Source organism: Sulfitobacter sediminis, from assembly GCF_040811725.1.
In the GTDB taxonomy this organism is placed as follows: domain Bacteria; phylum Pseudomonadota; class Alphaproteobacteria; order Rhodobacterales; family Rhodobacteraceae; genus Sulfitobacter; species Sulfitobacter sediminis.
This window is the reverse complement of the sequence record NZ_JBFNXX010000002.1, coordinates 114,359-139,394: the sequence shown is the minus strand read 5'-3', so window position 1 is coordinate 139,394 and position 25,036 is coordinate 114,359. Positions and strand designations below refer to the sequence as shown.

General features: G+C 63.9%; 22 protein-coding genes. 12 read left to right on the top strand and 10 right to left on the bottom strand.

What is annotated here, in order from left to right; genetic code table 11:
* Positions 1-227 precede the first annotated feature (227 nt).
* On the top strand, positions 228-2,243 hold the full coding sequence (tkt, locus tag AB2B41_RS03220) for a transketolase (protein WP_367876304.1): 2,016 nt from the start codon (positions 228-230) through the stop codon (positions 2,241-2,243).
* A 214-nt stretch (positions 2,244-2,457) separates the two neighbouring features.
* Positions 2,458-2,682 (top strand): hypothetical protein, encoded by a 225-nt coding sequence (locus AB2B41_RS03215; RefSeq protein WP_367876303.1) that lies wholly within the window; start codon positions 2,458-2,460, stop codon positions 2,680-2,682.
* Here the strand turns inward: AB2B41_RS03215 and AB2B41_RS03210 are convergent.
* The gene (locus tag AB2B41_RS03210; RefSeq protein ID WP_367876302.1) at positions 2,661-3,893 is read right to left on the bottom strand and encodes a cytochrome P450; all 1,233 of its coding nucleotides are present in this window, start codon (positions 3,891-3,893) and stop codon (positions 2,661-2,663) included. The genes AB2B41_RS03215 and AB2B41_RS03210 overlap by 22 nt on opposite strands.
* A 54-nt stretch (positions 3,894-3,947) precedes the next feature.
* A complete protein-coding gene (locus AB2B41_RS03205; protein ID WP_367876301.1) occupies positions 3,948-4,916 on the bottom strand; it encodes a DUF808 domain-containing protein in 969 nt (322 codons plus the stop codon).
* A gap of 205 nt (positions 4,917-5,121) precedes the next feature.
* Between AB2B41_RS03205 and gap the strand changes: the two genes are divergently transcribed.
* The 3 genes from gap (at position 5,122) to AB2B41_RS03190 (ending at position 7,455) form a co-directional block, all read left to right on the top strand.
* A complete protein-coding gene (gene gap, locus AB2B41_RS03200; protein ID WP_367876300.1) occupies positions 5,122-6,123 on the top strand; it encodes a type I glyceraldehyde-3-phosphate dehydrogenase in 1,002 nt (333 codons plus the stop codon).
* 72 nt (positions 6,124-6,195) lie between these two features.
* Entirely contained in the window at positions 6,196-6,339 is a 144-nt protein-coding gene (locus tag AB2B41_RS03195; RefSeq protein ID WP_367876299.1) for a hypothetical protein, read from the top strand.
* A 114-nt stretch (positions 6,340-6,453) separates the two neighbouring features.
* A complete protein-coding gene (locus tag AB2B41_RS03190; protein ID WP_367876298.1) occupies positions 6,454-7,455 on the top strand; it encodes a type I glyceraldehyde-3-phosphate dehydrogenase in 1,002 nt (333 codons plus the stop codon).
* Between the two features lie 2 nt (positions 7,456-7,457).
* Here the strand turns inward: AB2B41_RS03190 and coaD are convergent, their stop codons facing one another.
* From coaD to AB2B41_RS03175, 3 genes are all read right to left on the bottom strand, one after another.
* Complete coding sequence (gene coaD / locus AB2B41_RS03185) at positions 7,458-7,955, bottom strand: pantetheine-phosphate adenylyltransferase (protein ID WP_367876297.1); 498 nt, start codon at positions 7,953-7,955, stop codon at positions 7,458-7,460.
* 66 nt (positions 7,956-8,021) lie between these two features.
* Complete coding sequence (locus AB2B41_RS03180; RefSeq protein WP_367876296.1) at positions 8,022-8,456, bottom strand: CBS domain-containing protein; 435 nt, start codon at positions 8,454-8,456, stop codon at positions 8,022-8,024.
* A gap of 60 nt (positions 8,457-8,516) precedes the next feature.
* The gene (locus AB2B41_RS03175) at positions 8,517-9,413 is read right to left on the bottom strand and encodes a LysR family transcriptional regulator (protein WP_367876295.1); all 897 of its coding nucleotides are present in this window, start codon (positions 9,411-9,413) and stop codon (positions 8,517-8,519) included.
* 147 nt (positions 9,414-9,560) lie between these two features.
* Here AB2B41_RS03175 and AB2B41_RS03170 point away from each other — a divergent pair, with 147 nt between their 5' ends.
* A complete protein-coding gene (locus tag AB2B41_RS03170; protein ID WP_367876294.1) occupies positions 9,561-11,060 on the top strand; it encodes a CoA-acylating methylmalonate-semialdehyde dehydrogenase in 1,500 nt (499 codons plus the stop codon).
* Positions 11,061-11,084: 24 nt separating this feature from the next.
* Here AB2B41_RS03170 and AB2B41_RS03165 read toward each other — a convergent pair whose 3' ends face one another.
* Positions 11,085-11,492 carry a hypothetical protein gene (locus AB2B41_RS03165; RefSeq protein WP_367876293.1) on the bottom strand — a complete coding sequence of 136 codons (408 nt, stop codon included), beginning with the start codon at positions 11,490-11,492 and terminating at the stop codon, positions 11,085-11,087.
* Between the two features lie 161 nt (positions 11,493-11,653).
* On the opposite strand from AB2B41_RS03165, the gene AB2B41_RS03160 reads away from it, so the two are divergent.
* The 4 genes from AB2B41_RS03160 to mmsB all read left to right on the top strand — a co-directional run bounded on the left by AB2B41_RS03160 (position 11,654) and on the right by mmsB (position 15,905).
* Positions 11,654-12,760, top strand: a complete 1,107-nt coding sequence (locus AB2B41_RS03160; protein WP_367876292.1) for a carboxylate-amine ligase — start codon at positions 11,654-11,656, stop codon at positions 12,758-12,760.
* Positions 12,761-12,844: 84 nt separating this feature from the next.
* Positions 12,845-13,987 carry an acyl-CoA dehydrogenase family protein gene (locus AB2B41_RS03155; RefSeq protein ID WP_367876291.1) on the top strand — a complete coding sequence of 381 codons (1,143 nt, stop codon included), beginning with the start codon at positions 12,845-12,847 and terminating at the stop codon, positions 13,985-13,987.
* Positions 13,984-15,027, top strand: coding sequence for an enoyl-CoA hydratase/isomerase family protein (locus AB2B41_RS03150; RefSeq protein WP_367876290.1), 1,044 nt, complete (start codon positions 13,984-13,986; stop codon positions 15,025-15,027). Before AB2B41_RS03155 ends, AB2B41_RS03150 begins: the two co-directional genes overlap by 4 nt.
* On the top strand, positions 15,024-15,905 hold the full coding sequence (gene mmsB, locus AB2B41_RS03145) for a 3-hydroxyisobutyrate dehydrogenase (RefSeq protein WP_367876289.1): 882 nt from the start codon (positions 15,024-15,026) through the stop codon (positions 15,903-15,905). The genes AB2B41_RS03150 and mmsB overlap by 4 nt, the downstream gene beginning before the upstream one ends.
* Positions 15,906-15,908: 3 nt before the next feature.
* Here mmsB and AB2B41_RS03140 read toward each other — a convergent pair whose 3' ends face one another.
* Complete coding sequence (locus AB2B41_RS03140; RefSeq protein WP_367876288.1) at positions 15,909-16,163, bottom strand: hypothetical protein; 255 nt, start codon at positions 16,161-16,163, stop codon at positions 15,909-15,911.
* A 172-nt stretch (positions 16,164-16,335) separates the two neighbouring features.
* Between AB2B41_RS03140 and AB2B41_RS03135 the strand changes: the two genes are divergently transcribed.
* Positions 16,336-17,673 carry an MmgE/PrpD family protein gene (locus AB2B41_RS03135; RefSeq protein ID WP_367876287.1) on the top strand — a complete coding sequence of 446 codons (1,338 nt, stop codon included), beginning with the start codon at positions 16,336-16,338 and terminating at the stop codon, positions 17,671-17,673.
* A 173-nt stretch (positions 17,674-17,846) separates the two neighbouring features.
* Here the strand turns inward: AB2B41_RS03135 and uvrA are convergent, their stop codons facing one another.
* Complete coding sequence (gene uvrA, locus AB2B41_RS03130; RefSeq protein WP_367876286.1) at positions 17,847-20,729, bottom strand: excinuclease ABC subunit UvrA; 2,883 nt, start codon at positions 20,727-20,729, stop codon at positions 17,847-17,849.
* A gap of 230 nt (positions 20,730-20,959) precedes the next feature.
* Between uvrA and AB2B41_RS03125 the strand changes: the two genes are divergently transcribed.
* Complete coding sequence (locus AB2B41_RS03125) at positions 20,960-23,197, top strand: vWA domain-containing protein (protein WP_367876285.1); 2,238 nt, start codon at positions 20,960-20,962, stop codon at positions 23,195-23,197.
* On the opposite strand, the gene AB2B41_RS03120 is transcribed toward AB2B41_RS03125, so the two are convergent.
* Positions 23,194-24,354, bottom strand: coding sequence for an MFS transporter (locus AB2B41_RS03120; protein WP_367876284.1), 1,161 nt, complete (start codon positions 24,352-24,354; stop codon positions 23,194-23,196). The two genes, AB2B41_RS03125 and AB2B41_RS03120, sit on opposite strands and share 4 nt — an antisense overlap.
* Positions 24,355-24,918 carry a methyltransferase domain-containing protein gene (locus AB2B41_RS03115; RefSeq protein WP_367876283.1) on the bottom strand — a complete coding sequence of 188 codons (564 nt, stop codon included), beginning with the start codon at positions 24,916-24,918 and terminating at the stop codon, positions 24,355-24,357.
* Between the last annotated feature and the right edge of the window lie 118 nt (positions 24,919-25,036).

The following is a 25,036-nucleotide window of genomic DNA, read 5'->3' as shown; positions in this document are numbered from 1 at the left end:
TTTCACCTTCCACGGGCGCAACCGAATCGCCCCCGCCTGGACTTTTCCCGATCCTAAACAAAGAACGAACCGATTGCGCCCCCCGTTTGAGATCAGCCACTTGAACGGCAAAGCTGAACCGATGCCTCAGGTGGGCAGCGGCGGCCTGCCGCCTTTGGCTTGAACTTTGCGGGGGCGCTGGTATGCACGGGCGCGACCGGCCCATTGCTTCGATAAGGATACATCCCTTGGATCTCAACGCCCTGCGTACCGCCAATCCGGACCACTGGTCCAAAGCCACCGCCATCCGGGCGCTGACCCTCGACGCCGTCGCCGCCGCGAATTCCGGCCATTCCGGCATGCCCATGGGCATGGCCGATGTCGCCACGGTGCTTTTTGAGAAACACCTCAAGTTCGACGCCGCCGATCCCCGCTGGCCCGACCGCGACCGTTTCATCCTGTCGGCGGGCCACGGCTCGATGCTCCTTTACTCCCTGCTGCACCTTGTCGGTGATGCGCAATTCCCGATCGAAGAGCTGAAGAATTTCCGCCAGATGGGCGCGCGCACCGCAGGCCACCCCGAGAATTTCCTTGCCGACGGAGTCGAAACGACCACTGGACCTCTGGGTCAGGGCATCGCCAACTCGGTCGGTTTCGCCATGGCCGAGGAAATCCTGCGCGCCCGCTACGGGAAGAAGATCGTTGACCATTACACCTATGTCATCGCAGGCGATGGTTGCCTGATGGAGGGTGTGAGCCAGGAGGCAATCACCCTGGCGGGCCGTCACAAGCTGTCGAAGCTGATCGTGATGTGGGACAACAACAACATCACCATCGACGGCCCCGTGAGCCTCTCGGACAGCACCGACCAGATCGAACGGTTCCGCTCCGCCCAGTGGCACGTGATCGAGGCGGACGGCCACAACCCCGCCGACATTGACGCGGCCCTCACCGAGGCACGCGCATCCGACCTGCCCACGATGATCGCCTGCAAGACGCACATCGCGCTGGGGCATGCGGCGCAGGACACCTCGAAAGGCCACGGCGCGCTGACCGACGCCGAACAAATGGCCGCGGCCAAGGCCGCCTACGGCTGGACGGCAGGCCCCTTCGAAATTCCGGCGGATGTCAAAGCCGCCTGGGAAGCCATCGGCAAGCGTGGCGCGGACGAACGCCGCGCCTGGGAGGAGCGCTTCGACAGCATGCCCCGCTCCAAGCGCGAGACCTTCAACCGGGCCCTCAACCTCGATGCCCCAAAGAAACTCAGCGCCACCATCAAGGCCTTCAAGAAGCAGATGTCCGAAAGCGCGCCGAAACTGGCCACCCGCGCCTCGTCGGAAAAAACGCTCGAAGTGCTGAACCCGGTGATGACCGAAACCGTTGGCGGCTCAGCCGATCTTACAGGGTCCAACAACACCAAGACCGGCGATCTTGGCGTCTTTGACACGGACAACCGCGCGGGCCGCTACATCTACTGGGGCGTGCGCGAACACGGCATGGCGGCTGCCATGAACGGCATGGCGCTGCATGGCGGCATCCGCCCCTACGGCGGCACCTTCATGTGCTTCACCGATTACGCCCGCCCCGCGATGCGTCTCTCGGCCCTGATGAAGATCCCGGTCGTCTACGTGATGACCCACGATTCCATCGGTCTGGGCGAGGACGGCCCGACGCACCAGCCGGTCGAACATCTGGCGATCAGCCGGGCAACGCCGAACACGCTGGTCTTCCGCCCCGCCGACACGATCGAGACGGCGGAGGCCTGGGAAATCGCGGTGACGCAGAAATCCACACCATCGGTCATTTCCCTGACCCGTCAGGGCGTGCCCACGGTGCGCACCGAGCACAAGAATAACAACATGGTGGAACGAGGCGCCTATGTGCTCGCCGACGCCGAAGGAAAGCGTCAGGTCATCCTGATCGCCACCGGCTCCGAAGTGCATCTGGCCATGCAGGCCCGCGAGATGCTGCAGGCCGAGGGCATCGGGACACGCGTCGTCTCCATGCCCTGCATGGAGCTTTTTGCCCAGCAGGACGAGAAGTACCGCAAGCGCGTCCTGCCGGGCGGTGCGGTGCGCGTTGGTATCGAGGCCGGTGTGCGGCAGGGCTGGGACCAGTGGCTTTTCGGCGAGCGAGGGAAATACGGCAAGGCCGCCTTCGTCGGCATGGATCGCTTTGGTGCCTCCGCCCCCGCGGAAGAGCTTTTCGAGAAGTTCGGGATCACCGCCAAGGGTATCGCCGCGGCGGCCAAAGGCCTTCTCTGACCGAAATCGGCGATTTTTTGCCTTCCGCCCCGCCCCACCCTGGGCGGGGCTTTTTCATGTGTGATGCCCCTGATTCTAGGCGAAAAATCGCGTCCGACCGGCAAGCGCTTGCCTGAAAAACCCTGTTGCACCGCTGCCGCTGTTCTTCGTCAACCGTCACACCTAGAGTTGAAAACGAATACGTTAACCTAATCTTTGTGATTGAGGAGCTAGTTTGGAACAGCAGGAACAGAAGAAAGGACGCCCGATGCCCATCGCCATCCTTTTGGCCGCCATCTGCGCGGGCCTCTTCTTCGCCCTGATCTGGATCGGGATCGGGGGAACAGTTCTTTCCGCTCTGGTGATATACACGCTCTCGGGCAATCTGCTGATTGCCGCCATCCTGGCTCAGGTCGCCCTGCGAAACCCCCGTCCCGCCTATCCCTCTCGGGCCGCGTGAAACCGTAGCGGCAGACTGTCCAGCGCCCGCATCGCGTTGCCCGGCCGCCAGACCGCGCTTCCCACCAGTTCAATCCGCGCGACCTTGCGCGCCAGCGCGCCAAGAACCGCCTCAAGCTCTGCCCGCGCGATGTTCTGCCCGACGCAACCGTGAATGCCGACGCCGAAGGCGAGATGCCCCTTGGGCCTGCGATCCAAGCGGAATACCTCCGGGTCTCCCCATTCCTCGGGATCGAGGTTCGCCGCCCCCAGCACACAGAGCATCTTGGCCCCTTCCGGTACGGGCAGACCCGACACCTCCGTATCCAGATCCGCAGTACGGCAGAAGGTATGCACCGGCGAGGTAAAGCGCAGCACCTCCTCGAAACAGGGTTTGGCAAGCGCGGGATCGGCGCGGAGTCTGTCATACTCACCGGGGTTCATGGCCAGGCACCACAACGCGTTCCCGATCGCTGTCACCGTCGTGTCCACCCCTGCCGACAGGAATGACCGCACCAGCATCCCCGCCTCGTCATGGGTGATTTCACGCGCGTCGGCGGCGGCATAAAGCGTCTCACCCATGCCGCCGGGCAACAGCCTGTCGCGCGCGCAGGCGCTGTTGATCCAGCCCGCGATCTGTGGCGCGTTGCGCAAGGCGGCCCTGCGCAGTTCATTGTCCGGTCCTACGCTGTTGAAAACCATCGCGCCGTAATCGACCAGATGGCGCGGGTTGGCGTCCTTCATGCCAACGGCCTTGGGAAACACCGTAGTCGGGAAAGCTTCGGCAAAGTCGGTGACGGCCTCGAAAGCCCCCCGTGCGATCAGATCGTCCACCATCGCCTCGGCAGTCTCGGTGAACATCTCCCGCTGAGCGGCGGCAACGCGGGGGGACATGGCCCGGATCATCACCCGCCGTGTATGCGTATGGGCAGGCGGATCGGCCTCCAGAATGATGGATGGTGGCCGCCAGGCTTCGGTGTGCTTGAAATCATCCAGTCCCACGCCCCGCGAGGATACGAAGCGTGTGTAATCGGAGAAAACCTCGCGCGTTTCGGCATAGCGGCCCACGGCCAGAACGGCGTATTTCGGGATGTATACCAGCGGCCCCTTTGACCGCAGTTCGGCGTAATAGGGCTCCGGATCGCGCAGAATATCCGGCGCATAAGGGTCGATGTCCCAGACCGGCACCCCTTTGGGCGGTTCAATGGCCTTGTGACCCGCGATCATCTGCATCCGGAACTCCCCTTCTCAAGGGGAGTGTGCCGCAAATGCGCCGTTCCCCAAAGCCTAATTCGAGAAAACCGCCCGCCAGGCCGGGGTGACCAGTTTCTCACCGATGGGGATCAGCACGAGGCCGAGGGCAAGACCCAGAACGCCGTCCATCACGGCCTTGGCGAACCATTCCGTTGCCCCTTCCAGCGCGGGCGGCACCGCATGGCCAATCGCATAGGCCCAGTCGTGAATCAGATGGCCCAGCGTACCGAACCCCATCTGCTCGAGCCCGTGTACGATGATCGACCCGCCAACCCAGAGCATCGCCGCCGTGCCCACGACGGTGAGCAGCTTCAGGAAACCCGGCATGCCCCTGACCAAGCCCCGACCGATGGTCCGGGTCAGGCCCAGCCGGCCCTTGTTGGCCATCGCCAGGCCGATATCGTCCATCTTCACGATCACCGCGACCGAGCCGTAGACCGCGACGGTGATCATCACTGCGACCGCCGCCAGCGTGGCCGCCTCCATCCAGAAATTCGTGGGCGGGATGGCGGCGAGGGCGATGGTCATGATCTCGGCCGAGAGGATGAAATCCGTCTTGATCGCACCCTGCGCCTTCTGTTCCTCCAGATGGGCCGGGTCCTCGATCACCTCGTCCTTGTGAGGATAGTCCTCGTGGCCATGGCCACCGACACCGAGTGCATGGGCCACCTTCTCGGCCCCCTCGAAACAGAGGTAGGCTCCCCCCAGCATCAGGAGCGGCGGGATTGCCCAGGGCGCGAAATTCGCCAGGAGCAGGCCAATGGGCAGAAGGAAGACCAGCTTGTTCCGGAGCGAGCCCTTGGTGATCCGCCAGATCACGGGCAGCTCCCGGCTCGCATCGAAGCCGTGGACGTATTTCGGCGTCACCGCCGCGTCGTCGATCACGGCCCCCGCCGCCTTAGAACCCGCCTTGGCGGCCTGCCCGATCACGTCATCGACAGAGGATGCCGCCACCTTGGCAATCGAAGCCACATCGTCCAGCAGCGCAATCAATCCGCTCATCGTCTTTCCCTTCAGCCGGGGCGGCCTGCCCCATCCAAGACACCTAGCCTTTTCGGTCGGCCGAGCAAATCCCATGGCCCGGCGCCTTTAACGCTAACACGAATATTTAGCGCTAACAGCAGCTTAGCTTGCGGATTTCCCCCTTTAATCTTTCCGAGACTCCCCGCTATAGAGCCCGCGAAGACCCTCCCCGGAAGGAAACGACATGCCTGTCAAAGTCGGTATCAACGGATTCGGCCGCATCGGTCGCTGCACGCTCAGTCACATCGCCGCCTCGGGCCGCGATGACATCGAGGTGGTCAAGATCAACGCCACCGGCCCCATCAAGACGGCGGCGCACCTGCTGAAATACGATTCCGTCCATGGCCGATTTCCCGGAGAGATCACCGTCGACGAGGGCTACATGAACCTCGGCCGGAACGACATCGAGGTGATGTCGTCCTACAATCTGGAAGAGCTGGACTGGACGGGCTGCGATGTCGTGCTGGAATGTACGGGCAAGTTCAACGACGGCAACAAGGCGGGCGTGCACCTTGAGAACGGCGCCAAGCGGGTGCTGCTTTCTGCCCCGGGCAAGAACGTGGACCGCACCGTGGTCTACGGCGTCAACCACGACACGATGAAAAAGTCCGACCGGATGATCTCAAACGGCTCCTGCACCACCAACTGCCTTGCGCCCCTGGCCAAGGTCATGCACGAGGCCATCGGGATCGAAAGCGGCCTGATGACCACCATCCACAGCTACACCGGCGACCAGCCCACGCTCGACCGCCGCCACAACGATCTCTACCGCGCCCGCGCCGCCGCCATGGCGCTGATCCCCACCTCCACCGGCGCCGCCAAGGCGCTGGGCGAGGTGCTGCCCGCGCTCAAGGGCAAGCTCGACGGCACCGCGATGCGCGTGCCTACTCCGAATGTCTCCGCAGTCGATCTGACCTTCACCGCGTCCCGCGACGTGACGGTCGAAGAGGTCAACGCCGCCGCCAAGGCCGCCGCCAAGGGGCCGATGAAGGGCGTCTTCGGCTACGACCCCGAGCAGAAGGTCTCCATCGACTTCAACCACACCGAGGAAAGCTGCATCTTCGCGCCTGACCAGACCATCGTCGTCGCGGGCCGCACGGTGCGCGTGCTGGGCTGGTACGACAACGAATGGGCCTTTTCCGTGCGGATGGCCGATGTGGCCGTCGCCATGGGCAACCTCGGCTGATCCACCTTCGCGCCCCGCTTGCACGCCGCCTCCGCCCCTGTCATATCGGGGCGGACGCAACGGAGTCCTGTCGTGACCAACCGCATCGCCATCATTCTCGGCCTCCTGATCGTGGGCGCGATCGTGGTGGACGCGATGTTCTTTGGGACGGAGCACCTCATCTTCCTTGCCAAGAAGATGCTCGAGCTGATGGAATGGATCGCATTCTGGCGCTGAGAGCAGCCCCCGTTCGCTAAATTGTATCGGTACTTGATTTTGCCGGGCCAGCCGTTGACAGGCGGCGAAGTCTGATCAAATTCGAAGCGTGAAATTTGATCAAAAGGCAGAGCAATGGCCGTGAAACTGGGCATCAACGGGTTTGGCCGCATCGGGCGCTCCATCCTGCGCGCGCTCATGGAACGTCCGCCCGAGGGGCTTGAGGTCGTCGCGATCAACGACCCCGCGCCGCTCGAAACCATCGCCCATCTCTTTGAATTCGACAGCATCCACGGCAGATACCGCCACCCGGTCACAACCGGTCCGGACTGGATCGACGTCGGTGCAGGCCCGATCCGCGTAACTTCCGAGCCTGCCCCCGAGAACCTGCCGTGGCGCGACGTGGACATCGCACTTGAATGCACAGGTCAGTTCCGCACCACTGACCAAGCGGCCCGTCACCTGCAAGACGGCGCCTCCCGCGTCCTGCTCTCCTCGCCCGCAAGGGACGACATGAAGACGGTGATCTACGGCATGAATCACGACAGCCTCGCGCCCGGGGATCGCCTCGTCTCCAACGGTTCGTGCACCACGAACTGTCTTGTGCCCGTCGCCCATGTCCTCGACGAGGCGTTCGGCATTCTGCGTGGTCACATGACGACCGTGCACTGCTACACGGGCAACCAGTACCTGCATGACCGCGCGCACGAGGACATCTACCGCGCCCGCGCCGGTGCGCTTTCCATGGTGCCCACGGTCTCGGGGTCGGCAGGCACCCTCGGCCGGGTGCTGCCCCACCTCGCCGGCAAGATCGCCAGCACCGCGATCCGCGTACCGACACCCAATGTCTCCTGCTGCGATCTGGTGGTCGAGACCCGCAAGGCCGCGACCCCGTCCGAGATCACCGCCGCCATGCAGGCCGCCGCCGACGGTCCCCTCGCCGGTATCCTGAGCGTCGAGCGGCGCAAGCTGGTGTCTGTCGACTACCGCCAGGACGTCCATTCAGCGATCTACGCGGCCGATCAGACCGAGGTGCAAGAGGGCACGCTGCTGCGCGTTCTGGCCTGGTACGACAATGAATGGGCGTTCTCGCACCGGATGCTGGACGTGGCGCGGGTGATGGGCGGCCTTGACTGACCTCAGGTCTTGCCCAGCCGCTTGAGCAGCGCGGCCTTGACCCGTGGTGTGACGAACTTGCTCACGTCCCCGTCAAGCCGTGCGATCTCTTTCACCAGCTTGCTCGCAATCGCCTGATGCTCGGCCTCGGCCATCAGAAAGACCGTCTCGATCGAATTGTCGAGCTGCCGGTTCATGCCGACCATCTGGTATTCGTACTCGAAATCCGCCACCGCCCGCAGGCCGCGCACGATGATCTGCGCGCCAACGTCGCGCGCGCAGTCAATGAGAAGGTTTTCGAAGGGATGCGCGACGATCTCGACGCCCGTCGCCCTGGTCAGGCTGGCGCATTCCGCTTCCAAGAGTTCGACCCGCTCCTCAAGCGAGAAGAGCGGCCCCTTGTCCCGGTTGATCGCCACTCCGATGACCAGCTTGTCGACCAGCGTCGTGGCCCGCCGGATGATGTCCATATGTCCCAGCGTGATCGGATCGAAGGTTCCGGGATAAAGGCCAATGCGCATGAGACTTCCAGACTGGGTTCAACTTGGCGCGCAAGCAAACATGGCTTGCCCCCGGGTGCAAGCCGGTTAATGGCCCATGATCATGCCTTCGAGGGCATTCTTCTCCATCGCCAGCTCCGTCAGCCGTGCCTTGACCACGTCGCCCAGGGTCACGATCCCCACAAGCTCGCCGTCCTCGATCACCGGCATGTGGCGGAAACGACCATCGGTCATGGTCTGCAGGATTTCATCGGCGCGGTCATTGCGCGTGCAGGTGACCAGCTTCGACGTCATCAGCTTGTCGACCGAAAGGCTCAGGATACCGCCCCCCTGGTTGCCAAGCTCGCGCACGATGTCGCGCTCCGACAGGATGCCAAGCGCGGTCTTGCCGTCGGACGAGATCACCAGCGTCCCGATCCGCTTGTCGGCGAGGATCTTGGCGGCCTCGGAAACCAGCATGCCCGGTGCTGCCGTGACGACCGTATCCTCCGCCTTCGACTTCAGAATTTGTGAAACCAGCATCGCAGCCCTCCTGTTGCGCATTCCCCTGACCCTCAGCGTCGGCCAGAAAGGGCATTTGTGTCAAGCCTTTGCCTCCAGCCGCGCCACCTCGCTGCGCAGCGCGCCGCTCAGCAGTTCGGCGAACTGGCGCAGCCGTGCGTTACGCCGGTCGTCCGCATGGCGGATGAGGTAGAAGGCGCGCCTGAGATGCACCTCCTCCGCAAGGACCCGCCGCACCCCCGGCAGAAACGGCAGAGCGAAGTCATGCACCACCCCCACGCCGCCCCCCTGCTGGATGATGTGCCCCTGCACCGACACGGAGTTCGAGGCAAGGTTCACCCGCGCAAGGCCAAGGTCGGCCAGATAGTCCAGTTCCCGGTCAAAGATCATGTCAGGGATGTAACCGACGATCCGGTGCGCCTTCAGGTCCGCCACCGTCTCGATGGGATCATGCTGCGCCAGGTACGTGTCCGCCGCCGCGAGATGCAGGTGATAATCGGTGATTTTCTGCACCATCAGCCTTCCTGTATCCGGCGCGCTCACCGCAATCGCCATATCCGCCTCGCGCCGCGACAGGTTGAAGACCCGCGGCAAGGCGACGATCTGGATGTCGAGCCCCGGATGCTCCGCCCCGATCCGCGCACAAACCTGCGGCAACAGAAAGTTAGCACTCCCGTCCGGCGCCCCGATCCTGATCTGCCCCGTCAGCCGGTCGCTCGGCGCCGCGACCCCGGCGGTGGCCAGCCGCATTGCCTGCTCCGCCGCCTCCGCCCGTTCCATCAGCCGCGCGCCAGCCTCGGTCAGCGCATAGCCCTGCGGCGACTTCACGAAAAGCGACACCTCCAAGGCCTTCTCCAGCCGCGCCACCCGCCGCCCCAGCGTCGCCGGGTCCAGCCGCAGCTGCTTGCCCGCCCCCGACAGGCTCTGCTCCCGCGCCACCGCCAGAAACAGGCGCAGGTCATCCCAGTTATGCGCCATCCCCTCGCTTCATCTTTCCACTACAACTCATCCGACATTTCCACGCGCGTCACGTTTTGCATTTCTGCAAGACTGTTTTGCCCAACTGCCTCTGTTCCTCGCCTTTTTGCAAGACTAAACTGCGCGCAAATCGGAATGGAGGATCACATGCAAGAACTCACCCACTACCTGAACGGCGAACACGTCAAAGGCACCTCGGGCCGCTTTGCCGACGTGATGAACCCCGCCACCGGCGAGGTGCAGGCCAAGGTGCCGCTCGCGGGCAAGGAAGAGCTGGAAAAGGCCGTCGCATACGCCGCCGCCGCCCAGCCCGCATGGGCCGCCACCAACCCCCAGCGCCGCGCCCGCGTGCTGATGAAATTCGTGGACCTTCTGAACCGCGACATGGACAAGCTGGCCGAGGCGCTCTCGCGCGAGCACGGCAAGACCCTGCCCGATGCCGCAGGCGACGTGCAGCGCGGTCTGGAAGTGGTCGAATACTGCATCGGCGCGCCGCAGATGCTGAAAGGCGAATACACCGACAGCGCGGGCCCCGGCATCGACATGTACTCCATGCGCCAGCCGCTCGGTGTGACGGCGGGCATCACCCCCTTCAACTTCCCCGCCATGATCCCGATGTGGATGTTCGCCCCCGCCATCGCCTGCGGCAACGCCTTCATCCTCAAACCGTCCGAGCGTGACCCCTCCGTCCCGCTGATGCTCGCCGAACTGATGGAAGAGGCTGGCCTGCCCAAGGGCATCCTGCAGGTCGTCAACGGCGACAAGGAAGCGGTGGACGCGATCCTCTACAATCCGGTGATCCAGTCCATCGGCTTCGTCGGCTCCACACCCATCGCCGAATACATCTACGGCACCGGCTGCGCGCAGGGCAAACGCGTCCAGTGCTTCGGCGGCGCGAAAAACCACATGATCATCATGCCCGACGCCGACATGGACCAGGCCGCCGACGCCCTCGTGGGCGCAGGCTACGGCGCTGCCGGGGAGCGCTGCATGGCGATCTCCGTCGCCGTCCCCGTGGGCGACGAAACCGCCGACCGCCTGATCGAGAAACTGGTGCCCCGCATCGAAAAGCTCAAGGTCGGCCCCTACACGGCAGGCAATGACGTGGACTACGGCCCCGTCGTCACCGCCGCCGCCAAGGCCAACATCGAACGCCTCGTGCAATCCGGCGTCGATCAGGGGGCCAAGCTCGTCGTCGACGGCCGCGATTTCAAACTGCAGGGCTACGAGGACGGCTTCTTCGTCGGCCCGCACCTCTTCGACCACGTGACCAAGGACATGGACATCTACAAGACCGAGATCTTCGGCCCTGTCCTCTCCACCGTCCGCGCGAAGACCTACGAAGAGGCCCTCGGCCTTGCCATGGACCACGAATACGGCAACGGCACCGCGATCTTCACCCGCGACGGCGACGCCGCGCGTGACTTCGCCAACCGTATCAACATCGGCATGGTGGGCATCAACGTCCCGATCCCGGTGCCGCTGGCCTATCACACCTTCGGCGGCTGGAAGAAATCCGTCTTCGGCGATCTCAACCAGCACGGCCCCGATGCGTTCAAGTTCTATACGCGGACCAAGACCGTCACGGCGCGCTGGCCCTCCGGCATCAAGGAAGGCGGCGAGTTCAATTTCCGCCCGATGGAATAAGTAGGCCGTGATACCGCGGCGGGCCTAGCCCGCCGCGGACTTGCCCTTTTCGTCCAAAGAGTAGTAGTGGAAACGGATGCCCGCCGTTCCGCTGAAGCTGGGTTCTAATCTTGGCCCGCCTTTTGATTGCATTGATTTTGCGCCGTTATTTAGCACACCTTGGATTTTTTTCTCCACGTCCGGGGGCGGCGTCTCTCCCTTAGCCTTTTTCCATGCTGCAGCTACTTTGGAATTAAATGCATCCACGTCTTTGCGCACGTCCTTGTCGATGGGAAGCATCAATTCACCGATCATAGCCTTCGCCTCCTTGGTCTTGCAGGTGGCCCGGGCTGTGTTGAGATCACCAAGCAGCGCCATCTTGGCACTGGTTCGCTTGTTGAGTTTCACCAATTCGGCACCGGTCGTCTTCAATAGATCAAGAAAAACCTTCATTTCTCGCCCTTCCGCAAAAGATCAACGCATGTCACGCGGCAAAATCCGGGGCCGCGACCCAGCGCAATTTAGCATCCACCATGAGTCGCACCAAACATCCCGGCGTTGCGGGTAGCGGAGTCCACGGCTAATCTGCCCGAGAGGCGGCGCAGGAGGAGGGTATGCAGGACAAATTCACCATCGGCATCGAGGAGGAATACCTCCTCGTCGACCTCGACAGCCACAAGCTCGCCGCCGCCCCCGACGCCCTCATGGACGCGTGCAAGAAGGAACTGCAGGACCAGGTCAGCCCCGAATTCCTGCAATGCCAGATCGAGATCGGCACCAAGGTCTGCGAAACTGTGGCCGAGGCCCGTGAAGACCTCAAACGCTTGCGCGCCTGCATCGCCGCAGAGGCGAAGAAACACAACCTCGCCCCCATCGCCGTCTCCTGCCACCCCTTTTCGGACTGGAAGGACCAGCATTTCACCGAGAAGGACCGCTATTCCCAGCTTGAGCGCGAGCTGATGGGCGTCGCCCGCCGCATGCTGATCTGCGGCATGCACGTGCACGTCGGCATCGACGACAACCCATCACGCATCGACCTCATGCCGCAGCTGGCGTACTTCCTGCCGCACCTGCTCGCGCTTTCCACCTCCTCCCCCTTCTGGCAGGGCGACGACACCGGCCTCGCCTCCTACCGTCTCAGCGTCTTCGACAACCTGCCACGCACCGGCCTGCCGCCGATCTTTGCCAGCTGGGACGAATACACGCGCACCACCGGCGCCCTCATCGACCTTGGCGTGATCGAGGACACGACGAAAATCTGGTGGGACCTGCGCCCCTCCGACCATTTCCCGACGCTCGAATCCCGCATCTGCGACGTGCAACCCCGGCTGGAGCACGCGCTGGCCCTTGCTGCGCTCACCCAGTCACTGGTGCGCATGCTCGTCCGCCTGCGCGACCGCAACCTGCGCTGGCGGCAATACGACCGCTTCCTCATCTCCGAAAACCGCTGGCGCGCGCAGCGCTACGGCGTGACCGAAGGACTGATCGACTTCGGCGAGCGGCGCATCCGCCCCTTTGACGAGCTGATGGACGAAATGATCACGATCCTTGCCGAAGACGCCGAGGCCCTCCAATGCCTCGACGAAATTGCCAGCCTGCGCGACGTGGTGGCAAACGGCACCAGCAGCACGCGGCAACGGGCCGTCTATGAAAAGACCGGGGAAAACGGCGGTGCCGCCGTCGTCAAACACCTGATCGAGGAGTTCAACGCCGATCTCTGAGCGCTTCTTTGCCCCTTGCAAAACTCTTGCAAAGATTGGAATTTAACAGCCGTTCAATAACGCTGCTTTCTTGAAGGACAACCCATGGATTTTGCGCTCAGCGAAGAGCAGACGGCCATCTTCGACATGGCGTATGCCTTCGGGCAGGAACATATCGCACCCCACGCCCGCGACTGGGAAAAGGCCGGCACGATCCCCAAGGATTTCTGGCCCAAGGTGGCCGAACTGGGCTTCGGCGGCCTCTATGTCTCGGAAGAGTCGGGCGGCACCGGCCTCAGCCGCCTCGACGCAACGCTGGTGTTCGAGGCCCTCTCCATGGCCTGCCCCTCCGTCGCCTCGTTCCTGTCGATCCACAACATGTGCGCCCGGATGATCGACAGCTTCGGCAGTGACGAATTGAAGGCCCGCGTCATGGACGGGATCGTCTCCATGGAAACCGTCCTGAGCTACTGCCTGACCGAACCCGGTTCAGGCTCTGACGCGGCAGCCCTGAAAACCCGTGCCGAACGCACCAACGAGGGCTACAGCCTGACCGGTTCCAAGGCCTTCATCTCGGGCGGCGGCTATTCCGACGCCTATGTCGCCATGGTCCGCACGTCCGACGACGGCGCAAACGGCGTCTCCTGCGTCTATGTCGAGAACGGTACCGAAGGGCTCTCCTTTGGCGGCATGGAAGACAAGATGGGCTGGCGCAGCCAACCCACGGCACAGGTGCAATTCGACAATTGCAACATTCCGAGCGGAAATCTGGTCGGAGAAGAGGGAAAAGGCTTCAAATATGCGATGATCGGCCTCGATGGTGGCCGCCTGAACATCGCCGCCTGCTCGCTGGGGGCAGCCCAGATCGCACTGACCCAGACGCTGAATTACATGGGCGAACGCAAGGCATTCGGCCATACCATCGACCAGTTCCAGGGTCTGCAATGGCGGCTTGCCGACATGGAGATCGAGCTTCAGGCCGCCCGCACCTTCCTGCGGCAAGCCGCCTGGAAGCTCGACAACAAGGCCCACGACGCCACCAAGTTCTGCGCCATGGCCAAGAAATTCGTGACCGAGACCGGCAGCAAGGTCGTCGATCAATGCCTGCAACTCCACGGCGGCTACGGCTACCTTGCCGACTACGGGATCGAGAAACTGGTCCGCGATCTGCGCGTCCACCAAATCCTCGAAGGCACCAACGAGGTCATGCGCGTGATCGTCGCCCGCGACATGCTGAAGAACCGATGAGCGATATCCACATCCGCATCACCGGCCGCGCAGGCCGCATCACCCTGACCCGGCCACAGGCCCTCAACGCCATGACCTACGAGATGTGCCTCGCCATCGAAGCGGCCTTCGATGCCTGGCGCGTGAACGATGCCGTCGATCTGATCGTGATCGACGCCGAGGGCGACCGCGCCTTCTGCTCGGGCGGCGACATCGCCGAGCTTTACGCCACCGGCACCAAGGGCGATTACGCCTACGGCCGCAAATTCTGGGCCGACGAATACCGTCTAAACCACAAGATATTCAGCTACCCCAAACCCGTCGTCTCCTTCCTGCAAGGCTTCACCATGGGCGGCGGCGTGGGCATCGGGTGCCACGGCTCGCACCGCGTGGTGGGTGAGACCAGCCAGATCGCCATGCCCGAATGCGGTATCGGCCTTGTCCCGGACGTGGGCGGCACGCTGATGCTGGCGCTCGCCCCCGGACGGCTTGGGGAATACCTGGGGATAACCGGCACGCGGATGAACGCGGCGGACGCGATATTCGCTGGTTTTGCAGACCACTACGTCCCGCAGTCAATGTGGAAATCTCTCACCCTGGAAATCGAGGAAACCGGCACCACCGAAGCCCTTGGCAAGGCCGAGGAAAAAGCACCAGACGCCACCCTCGAACCGAACCTCGACCAGATCAACGCGCTTTTCGCAGGCGAACGCTTCGGTGACATCCTCACCGTTCTGAACAACGACGACAGCACCTTCGCCGCCGAGGCGCTCAAGAAAACGTCGCGCAACTCCCCCCTGTCCATGGCCTGCACGGTCGAGATCATGCACCGCCTGCGCGGCCCCTCACTCACACTCGAAAAGGCGCTCGACCTCGAATACCGCTTCACCTACCGCGCGATGGAGCACGGCGACTTTCTCGAAGGCATCCGCGCCGCGATCATCGACAAGGACCGCAACCCGCAATGGCAATACGCGGGCCAAGACGTGCCACTGGCCGCCGTTTCGAAAATGCTGCAACCTCTCGGCCCCGATGCCCTCAACCTAGGAGACACCCCATGAGCACCCTCACCATCGGCTTCATCGGACTGGGCAACATGGGCGCGCCCATGGCCGCGAACCTCGCCAAGGCGGGCCACAATGTCACCGGCTACGACGTCGCGGGCACCACCGCCGAAGGTGTGTCGCAGGCCGCCGACATCGCAACCTGCGTCTCGGGCGCCGACGTGGTGATCACCATGCTCCCCAACGGCTCCATCCTGCGCCAGGTCGCGGCCGAGGCGATCCCCCACATGAAACCCGGCGCGCTTCTGATCGACTGTTCCACTGTCGACGTCGAAAGCGCCCGCAATACCGCCGAAGCTGCTGAAAACGCGGGCCTTCTCGCTGTCGACGCCCCGGTCTCCGGCGGCATCGGAGGCGCTGCAGCTGGCACGCTTACCTTCATGGCCGGCGGCTCCCCCGCCGCCTTCGCCAAGGCCGCGCCGCTTTTCGACATCATGGGCCAAAAGGCCGTCCACTGCGGTGACGCCGGTGCCGGACAGGCCGCCAAGATTTGCAACAACATGATCCTTGGTGCCACGATGATCGCCACCTGCGAGGCCTTCGCGCTCGCCGACAAGCTGGGCCTCGACCGGCAAAAGATGTTCGACGTGGTCTCCACCTCCTCCGGCTATTCCTGGTCGATGAACGCCTATTGCCCCGCCCCCGGCGTCGGCCCGCAATCGCCCGCCGACAACGGCTACAAGCCCGGCTTTGCCGCCGAGCTGATGCTCAAGGACCTGGGCCTCAGCCAGCAGGCCGCCGAATTCGTGGACGCAGACACGCCGATGGGTGCCAAAGCGCTCGAGCTTTACCGCCAGTTCGTCGAGGAAGAAGACGGGCGCGGACGCGACTTCTCGGCCATGCTGCCCCGCTTCGAAAAGCGGGGCCGAAGCTGAGACCTATTTGCCGACCGTGATCAGCAACAGCACCACGAACATGACCGGCACGAAGGCCAGCATCGGCAGGATCAGCGCCGCATAGCCAAAGGTCGCGATCGCGGTCGCCCAAAGAGCAAGGACGAGCGCAAGCACGCCCAGCACGCGGAATTCCAGCGAGCCGGTCACCTGCCGCGCCTTCTCGGCTGCCTGCTGGCTCAACGCCTCCCGCTTGCGGGTCAGGCTGGACGGGATGGAATTCGTGGTGACGGTGGTCATCGGGCGCTCCTCTCTGTTCGCTCACATGGAGATAGGCGCTCCGCGCTTCCGTTGAATGCGACATTCTGACCGATGACCCGCTCCGAAAATTCGCGACCTGCCGCGTCGCAATCCGGCAATCCACCGCCCCGAAGGCGGCTAGGCTGACAACAGACCAGCCGGAGCCACGCCGATGCCCCCCACCTTCGACACCTTCGCCCATGACCTGCGCTACGACGATCTGCCCCAGGACCTGCTCTGGGTCCTGCGCCGGTCGTTCCTCGACACGATGGGCGTCGCCGCCGTGGCCTCCACGACCGACATGGCCAACCGGGCCCGCCGGGCGGCGCGGCTGATGTTCGGCGCGACGGAGGCGGGCACCGCCCGCATCCTGATGGACGGCACACCCCTGTCCCCCGCCGGGGCCGCTATGGCAGGCGCCTTCACCATCGACGCCGTCGATGCCCATGACACCACCTCCCCTTGCAAGGGTCACGCAGGTGCAGCCGTCTTCCCCGCGCTCATGGCCATGGCCGAAGTCACCGGCCCGATGACCGGCGCGGACTTCGCGGCGCATCTTGCGGTCGGCTACGAGGTTTCCTGCCGCGCAGGGCTCGCGCAGCACGCCACCTGCCCCGACTACCACACCTCGGGCGCCTGGACCGCCGTGGGCGTCGCCACCGCCGCGGCCCGGATGCTGGGGGCCGACCCCGAGACCATCCGCCACGCAGCGGGCATCAGCGAATACCACGGCCCCCGCAGCCAGATGATGCGCTGCATCGATCACCCCACGAACCTGCGCGACGGCGTGGGCTGGGGCGCGCCTTCGGGAATCGTCGCGGCCTATCTGGCGCGCGAAGGCTTCACCGGTGCCCCTGCCCTGACCTGCGAAGAGGCCCCGGACTTCTGGGCCGACCTCGGCACGCACTGGCGCACGGTCAAGGACACCAGCTACAAAGCCTACCCCTGCTGCCGCTGGGCCCATCCCAGCATCGACGCGGTCAAACACCTCATGGCCGAACATGGCCTGACCCATACCGACATCGCCTCCATCGACATCCGCACCTTTCACAACGCCACCCGCCTTGCCGGACACCGTCCTGCCACGCCGGACGAATTCGCCTATGGCATCGCTTTCCCCGTCGCCACCATGGCCGTGCGGGGTCAAATCGGCGTGCCTGACCTTGCGCCGGAGACCCTGCAAGACCCCGACATCCTGCGCGTCAGCGACAGCATCCGCCTGATCGACGACGCCCATTTCACGAAGATTTCCCAAGGCAAACGCTGGGCGCAGGTCACCATACACACGACCGACGGCCACAGCTTTGAGGACCAGCCGCGCACGCCGAAGGGGGACAACGACCTGCCGCTGTCGGATGCCGAGATTTCCGAGAAATTTCATCTTTTCACCGATCCCGTTCTTGGCCGCGACAGAGCAGATGAGATCGAGGGGCTTTCCACACGCTTCGACAGCCTGAGTGCCGATGACTTCGCCCGCCTCATCGACGTTTGCCTGACCGCACCCACCTGAACCTGGTTTTGGTGAGCCAGCAGTGGCTTTTTCAGCCGTCATCGCAGAGACAACACACCGCCGCAGTGCCCTAGAGCGGACAAACATATGCAAAAAACAAACGCCCCTCGTATGTACGCCCGGTGTACAGAAGGTGTACGGGGGGTGACGTTTGAGATCGGGTTAAGATCGCCCTATTCCGCCGCCACCGCCCGGCGCTTTTCCAGCATCGGTTTGAGGTACTTGCCGGTGTAGCTCTCGGCCACCTCGGCCACCTCCTCCGGCGTGCCCGTCGCCACCACGCGCCCGCCACCGTCACCACCCTCTGGACCGATGTCGATGATGTGATCGGCGGTTTTCACCACGTCGAGGTTGTGTTCGATCACGACAACCGAATTGCCCTGATCGACCAATTCATGCAGCACTTCCAACAACTTGCGGACGTCCTCGAAATGCAGACCGGTGGTCGGCTCGTCCAGGATGTAGAGCGTGCGGCCCGTTGAGCGCTTGCTCAGTTCCTTCGACAGTTTCACCCGCTGCGCCTCGCCGCCCGAAAGGGTCGTCGCCTGTTGGCCCACCTTGATATAGCCAAGGCCGACCCGCATCAGCGCATCCATCTTCTCACGGATCGACGGCACCGCGGCGAAAAATTCCTGCGCATCTTCTACAGTCATATCAAGGACATCCGCGATGCTCTTGCCCTTGAATTTGATCTCCAGCGTCTCGCGGTTATAGCGCGCTCCCTTGCAGGTCTCGCATTCGACGTAAACATCCGGCAGGAAGTGCATTTCGATCTTGATCACCCCGTCGCCCTGGCAGGCCTCGCAGCGCCCGCCCTTGACGTTGAAGCTGAAGCGCCCGGGCTTATAACCCCTTGCTTTTGCTTCGGGAAGTCCGGTGAACCAGTCACGGATAGGGGTGAAGGCACCGGTGTATGTCGCAGGGTTTGAACGCGGTGTGCGCCCAATGGGGCGCTGGTCGATGTCGATGACCTTGTCGAGATGCTCCAACCCCTTGATCGTCTCGCAGGGGGCCGGCGTCTGCCGCGCGCCATTTAGGTTCATGGAGGCCGTCTTGAACAGCGTCTCGATGGTCAGCGTGGACTTGCCGCCGCCGCTAACCCCCGTCACACAAACGAATTTTCCAAGCGGGAAGTCGACGGTGACGTCCTGCAGGTTATTGCCCGAGGCCTTGACCACCTGCACTTTCTTCTTGTTCCCCTTGCGCCGGGTCGCGGGCACGGAAATCTCACGCGCGCCTGTCAGGTATTGGCCGGTGATCGAATTCGCATCCGCCGCGATCTGGGCGGGCTTGCCGTGGCTGACCACCTGCCCGCCATGCACCCCTGCGCCCGGTCCGATATCGAAAACATAATCCGCCTCGCGGATCGCTTCCTCGTCGTGTTCGACCACGATCACCGTGTTGCCCTGGTCGCGCAGGTTTTTCAAGGTTTGCAACAGCCGGTCGTTATCGCGCTGGTGCAGGCCGATGGAAGGCTCGTCTAGGACGTAGAGCACGCCCGTCAGGCCCGAACCGATCTGGCTGGCCAGGCGGATACGCTGGCTCTCGCCGCCGCTTAATGTGCCACTTGAACGTGAGAGTGTAAGATATTCCAAACCAACGTTATTCAGGAAGCCGAGGCGCTCGCGGATTTCCTTCAGGATTGCCCGAGCGATTTCGTTCTTCTGGACCGTCAGATGCTCCGGCACGGTCTTGCACCAGTCGTAGGCCTCGCGGATCGACATCTCGACCACCTGACCCACGTGCAGCAGGTGCTCCGGGTCATTGGATGGCCCGATCTTGACCGCCAGCGCCTCGTCCCGCAGGCGGTAGCCGCCACAGGCACCGCAGGGGCGATTGTTCTGGTAGCGTTCGAATTCCTCGCGGATCCAGCTGCTGTCGGTCTCGCGGTAGCGGCGCTCCATGTTGGGGATCACGCCCTCGAAGACGCGGGAGACCTCGTAGACGCGCCCGCCCTCGTCGTAGCGGAACTTGATCTCTTCCTCGCCGGAGCCGTAGAGGAAGACCTGCTGCACCGCCGGGTCGAGGTCTTTCCACTTGGCGTTCTGGTTGAAGCCGTAGTGCTTGGCGATCGCCTCGATGGTCTGCTTGAAGTACGGGCTCTTGCCCTTGCGCCAGGGGGCCAGCGCGCCGTCGTAGACCTTGAGGTTCTGGTCCGGCACCACGAGGCGTTCGTCGAAGAACAGCTCGCGACCCAGACCGTCACACTCCGGGCAGGCGCCGAAGGGCGCGTTGAAGGAGAAGAGACGCGGTTCGATCTCGGGGATGGTGAAGCCGCTGACGGGGCAGGCAAATTTCTCGGAGAACGTGGTACGCTCCGGGTCGCCTTCGGTCGGGGCGGTTTCCAGAATCGCGATGCCGTCGGCAAGGTCCAGCGCAGTGCGCAGGCTGTCCGCCAGCCGCGTTTCCAGACCTTCGCGCACGACGATCCGGTCGACGACGACGTCGATGTCGTGGCGGAATTTCTTGTCCAGCGTTGGTGGCTCGTCCAGCTCGTAAAAGGCACCATCGACCTTGACCCGCTGGAAGCCTTGCTTGCGCAGCTCGATGAATTCCTTGCGGTATTCGCCCTTGCGGTCGCGGATGATCGGGGCAAGGAGGTAGGCGCGCGTGCCTTCCTCCATATCCATGATCCGGTCTACCATGTCCTGCACCTGCTGCGCCTCGATGGGTTTGCCGGTCGCGGGGCTGTAGGGCGTGCCGACGCGGGCAAAGAGCAGGCGCATGTAGTCGTAGATCTCGGTGACGGTGCCGACTGTCGAGCGCGGGTTCTTGGACGTGGTCTTCTGTTCGATGGAAATCGCGGGGGAAAGGCCGGAGATGTGATCCACATCCGGTTTCTGCATCATGTCGAGGAACTGGCGCGCATAAGCGGAGAGGGACTCCACATAGCGGCGCTGCCCCTCGGCATAGATCGTGTCGAATGCGAGCGAGGATTTGCCCGAGCCCGACAGCCCGGTAATCACGACCAGCTGGTCGCGCGGGATATCCACGTCGATGCTCTTGAGGTTGTGCTCGCGCGCGCCGCGCACCTCGATGTGTTTCAGCTCAGCCATTCTGTCCCCCGGACCACTCACGCATGACATAAGACTGGCATGCGCCACCGCCACCCCGCGTTTAGAACATTACCGGAACATAAGCAAATTTTTTGCGCGCGGAGCCTGCTGGCATTGTCACATGACGTATCAACGGGAAGGATGCCTTGCCTGCGGGGGGCAGTCGTGGTTTTCTGCCCGACATAATTGCAATTCCCTTATTCCATACACGCTTTGTCAAAGGATGTTTCATGCGCCTTTTCGCCACCTCCGCCCTGATCGCTTCCCTTGCAACCGCTGCCTTCGCCCAGCAGCAGTCCAACACGATCCTCGTGCTCGACGGATCGGGCTCCATGTGGGGGCAGATCGACGGGACGGCCAAGATCGGCATCGCGCAGGAGGTGGTGAGCGGGCTTCTGGCGGATTTCCCGGCGGATCAGGGGCTGGGCCTGACGGTTTATGGACACCGTGAGCGTGGCAATTGCACGGATATCGAGACCATCGTGGCCCCTGCCCCCGGCACGGCGGCGGCCATCGAGACCGCCGTACGGGGCATCAAGCCGCTGGGCAAGACACCGATGACCGACGCCGTGATCGCCGCCGCTGAGGCGCTGCGCTATACTGAGGAAGCGGCAACCGTGATCCTCGTGTCGGACGGGGTCGAGACCTGCAACCCCGACCCCTGCGCCGCCGCGCGGCTGCTGGAAGAGGCGGGCATCGACTTTACCGCCCATGTGATCGGCTTTGACGTGAGCGACCCCGAGGCGCTGGCGCAGATGCAGTGCCTTGCCGATGAGACGGGGGGCCAGTTCCTGACCGCAGCGAACGCCGATGAGCTGAACCTCGCCATGACCGCCGTGGTGCAGACCCCGCCGCCCGAGCCCGAGCCGATCCTGATCGAAATGACCTTCACCGCCGTGATGGGCGACGCGAAGGCCACCATCGACACGCCTGTGCTCTGGAGCATCTCCGGCAACGACGGACCGATTGTGCAGGACGCGCCGGGCAATCCTCTCCTCTACGAGATGCAGGAAGGGGCCTATACGGCAACGGCCTATTCCGTTGCCGATGAGACCAGCGCCGAGGCGGGCTTCATCGCCATCGAGGGCGGTGCGACAACCGTCGAAGTGGTCTTTGAAGAGCGTCTGCCCAGTGCCACCATCGCCGCGCCCGCCACCGCGTCAGCCGGGGCGACGATCGAGGTGGGCTGGAAGGGGCCCGCCGAGGAGAACGACTTTGTCGCCATCCGCAGCCCCGATGCCGAGGGCTATCACCGCTTTGCCAATCAGACCCGCGTCGGCGACACCGCGACGGTCGATCTGCTCATGCCCAACGTGCCCGGGGACTATGTGATCGAATATATCCTCAACAGGGACCGTATCCCCCTTGCCGAAGCTGCGATCACGGTCATACCGGTCGAAGCTGCGCTGGTGGCACCCGCCACCGCACCGGCTGGAGCCACCATCGACGTCGGCTGGAAGGGACCGGCCTACGCCAACGATTTCATCGCCGTGCGGAGCCCCGACGCCGACGGCTACCACCGGTTCATCAATTCGACCGGGGTAAGCAAGGGCAATCCAGTCAAACTGGAAATGCCAAGCGAGCCAGGCACTTACGTCATCGAATACATCGAGAATCAGGGGCGTTCGCCGCTGGCCGCCGCCGAGATCACGGTCGCCGCCGTCAGCGCCACGATCATCGCCCCGGCCGAAGCGCCCGCAGGGGCCACCATCGACGTGGGATGGAAAGGTCCGGACTATGCCAACGACTTCATCGCCGTCCGCAGCCCGGACGCGGAAGGATATCACCGGTTCATCAACACCGTGGCCACCAAGCGCGGCAATCCCGCCAAGCTTGCCATGCCGACGGACCCCGGCACCTACCTGATCGAATATATCGAGAACCAGGACCGGACACCGATGGCGGTGGTGGAAATCACGATCACGGCGGTCGAGGCCTCGCTGATCGCCCCGGCGACGGCGGCGGCGGGTGCAACAATCGACGTTGGCTGGAAAGGTCCCGATTATCCTAACGATTTCCTCGCCGTGCGCAGCCCCGAGGCGGAAGGCTATCACCGGTTCATCGACACCGTCGCGACGAAGCGCGGCAATCCGGGAAAGCTGGAAATGCCCGCCGAACCAGGGACGTACCTGATCGAGTATATCGAGAACCAGGACCGGTCGCCGCTGGCGGTGCACCAGATCACCCTGTCGCCAGTGACGGCCTCCTTGATCGTCCCTCCAAGTGCGGCCGCTGGCGCGCAGATCGACGTCGGCTGGAAGGGACCCGGCTATCCCAACGATTTCGTCGCGATCCGCAAACCGGAGGCAGAGGGCTACCATCGCTTCAGCGCGACCAAGGGTCTGAAAGGCGGACCGACGGTCAAGCTCAAGGTCCCCGACAAACCCGGCAGTTACGTGGTGGAATACATCATCGGTCAGAGCCGCGCGCCGCTTGCCGCGCAAACGATCGAGGTGACATCGCCCTAGGTTCTGCGGCGCAGCGCACCCAGCAGAAGGTGCACGGCGAACCCCGCGACAAAGGCGGCACCGGCCAGCACCGGCAGTGCCGCGTAACCGGCCTGTGCCAGCGCGAAAGCCATCATGGGCGTGCCTAGCGTGTTGCCGAGGTTGCCCATCTGCGCCATCGTGCCGTTGGCCTGCGCCTGCGTGGCAGCCGTCTGATTGAGCTGCGGCACGGCGGCAAAACTCGCCCCCTGGATCAGCCCCAGCGCCCCCGCGAGCGCAAGGCAGGCCAGCGGTGCGCCGGGCATAAGCCATAGCCAGACCATGCAAAGGGCCGAGAGCGCGAAACCCGCCATCACCACCTGCACGCCCGAGAGCCGCCGCAGCAGCAGGACACCCAGTGTCATCGACACGAGAATGCTCAGCAACGGCATCGCAGTCATCACAGGCGCGCGCAGGCCTGGGTCGAGGTATGGCGGAAGGACGGTGAGGATCGAGACGAAACTGAAGGTGTAGAACAGCCACCCCGCCGCCGGTGCGACCAGATGGGGGGAGCGATAGATGCGGCCATGATCTTTCACCACCTGCGGGACAGAAAAGTCAGGCTGCGCGCCCTCTTCCGGCAAGGCGCGCAGCCGGTTTGTGAGGATGAGGGCGGAAAGCGCCATATAGAGACCGTGGGCAAGAAAGAGCGCCGGCAGGCCGAAGCTCAGCGCCAGCGGCCGTCCGGCAAAGGCGAGAACCGCGAAGGCCACGCCAAAGAACGTTCCCCAGAGCGTCAGCGTCAGCCCCCGGTCGCGCGGGGCGCTCAACTGCGCGATCAGCGTGGGCGCGGCCACCACGATGGCCAGATGCGACGCCCCCTCGGCCACCCGCAACAGCAACATCACCGGCAGCGGCGGCAGCGCCGCCTGCAGGGCGGAGACGGCAGCCCCCATCCAGAGCGCCCAGAGCAGCGCGCGCCGGTAGCGGATGCGCGCCACCACAAGCCCCGCCACGACGCCGAAGAGGATGCCCACGAAGCCCACCAGCGACACGATCCACCCCACCGCCGCCCCCGCATCCGGATAGGCGCCGGGCAGCAGATCGAAGATCACCGACACCTTGCCGTATTGCGCCGCAGCGCCCAACCCCGCACCCCAAAGCAAAAGGATCAGCCCGAAGGGCGTGCGCACGGTCATTCAGAGCTTCTGCGCCAAGGCCCAGGCACAGATGGGCATGTCGGGATCATTTCGGATGTCGTCCGTTTCCGGTTCGTAGACCGGCGGCCAGACGTCTTCGAGGTTGCGCCGCGCGACATGCCGGTTACCCCATTGCTCGGCATGGATCGCATCCTCGCCAAAGCCGCCCTCGATCAGCAGGTTCGTTAGCCCCCGCGCGCTCCAGCGCGAGCAGTCGTTGGGGGCCGCGTGGAACGGGGCGAAGAAGGGCACGGCGAGCCAGAAATAGCCGCCGTGCCGCAGCATCTGGTGGACGTGGCGGGTGGCGGCATAGGGACGGTCGAGATGTTCCCAGACCTGGTTGGCGAGAATGAGGTCGAATTGCAGGGGCGCGTCCGTGTCGGGGTCCGTGAAGGGCCCCGCACAGATATCATGGGCGGGGTAGCGGAATTGCGTGTAGCTCCTGAAGGCGAAACGCTCCCCCCATTTTCCGGAAATCTCCGCGCAATCAAGCTCTTCCGGCCCGAGGGCCTTGATCATTCGGCGGCTCGAGGGCTGCATGACGACGCGGTTGAGACTGACCATGACCCCTCTATGCCAGCGCCCCCCTGCCCCGTCCAGAGCACCCGGCGATTCGGAGCGGGGTCAAGGATGCGCAGCACCGGGCTTGCCCGGCTTGTCCTTGAGGCCGATCCGAATCGTG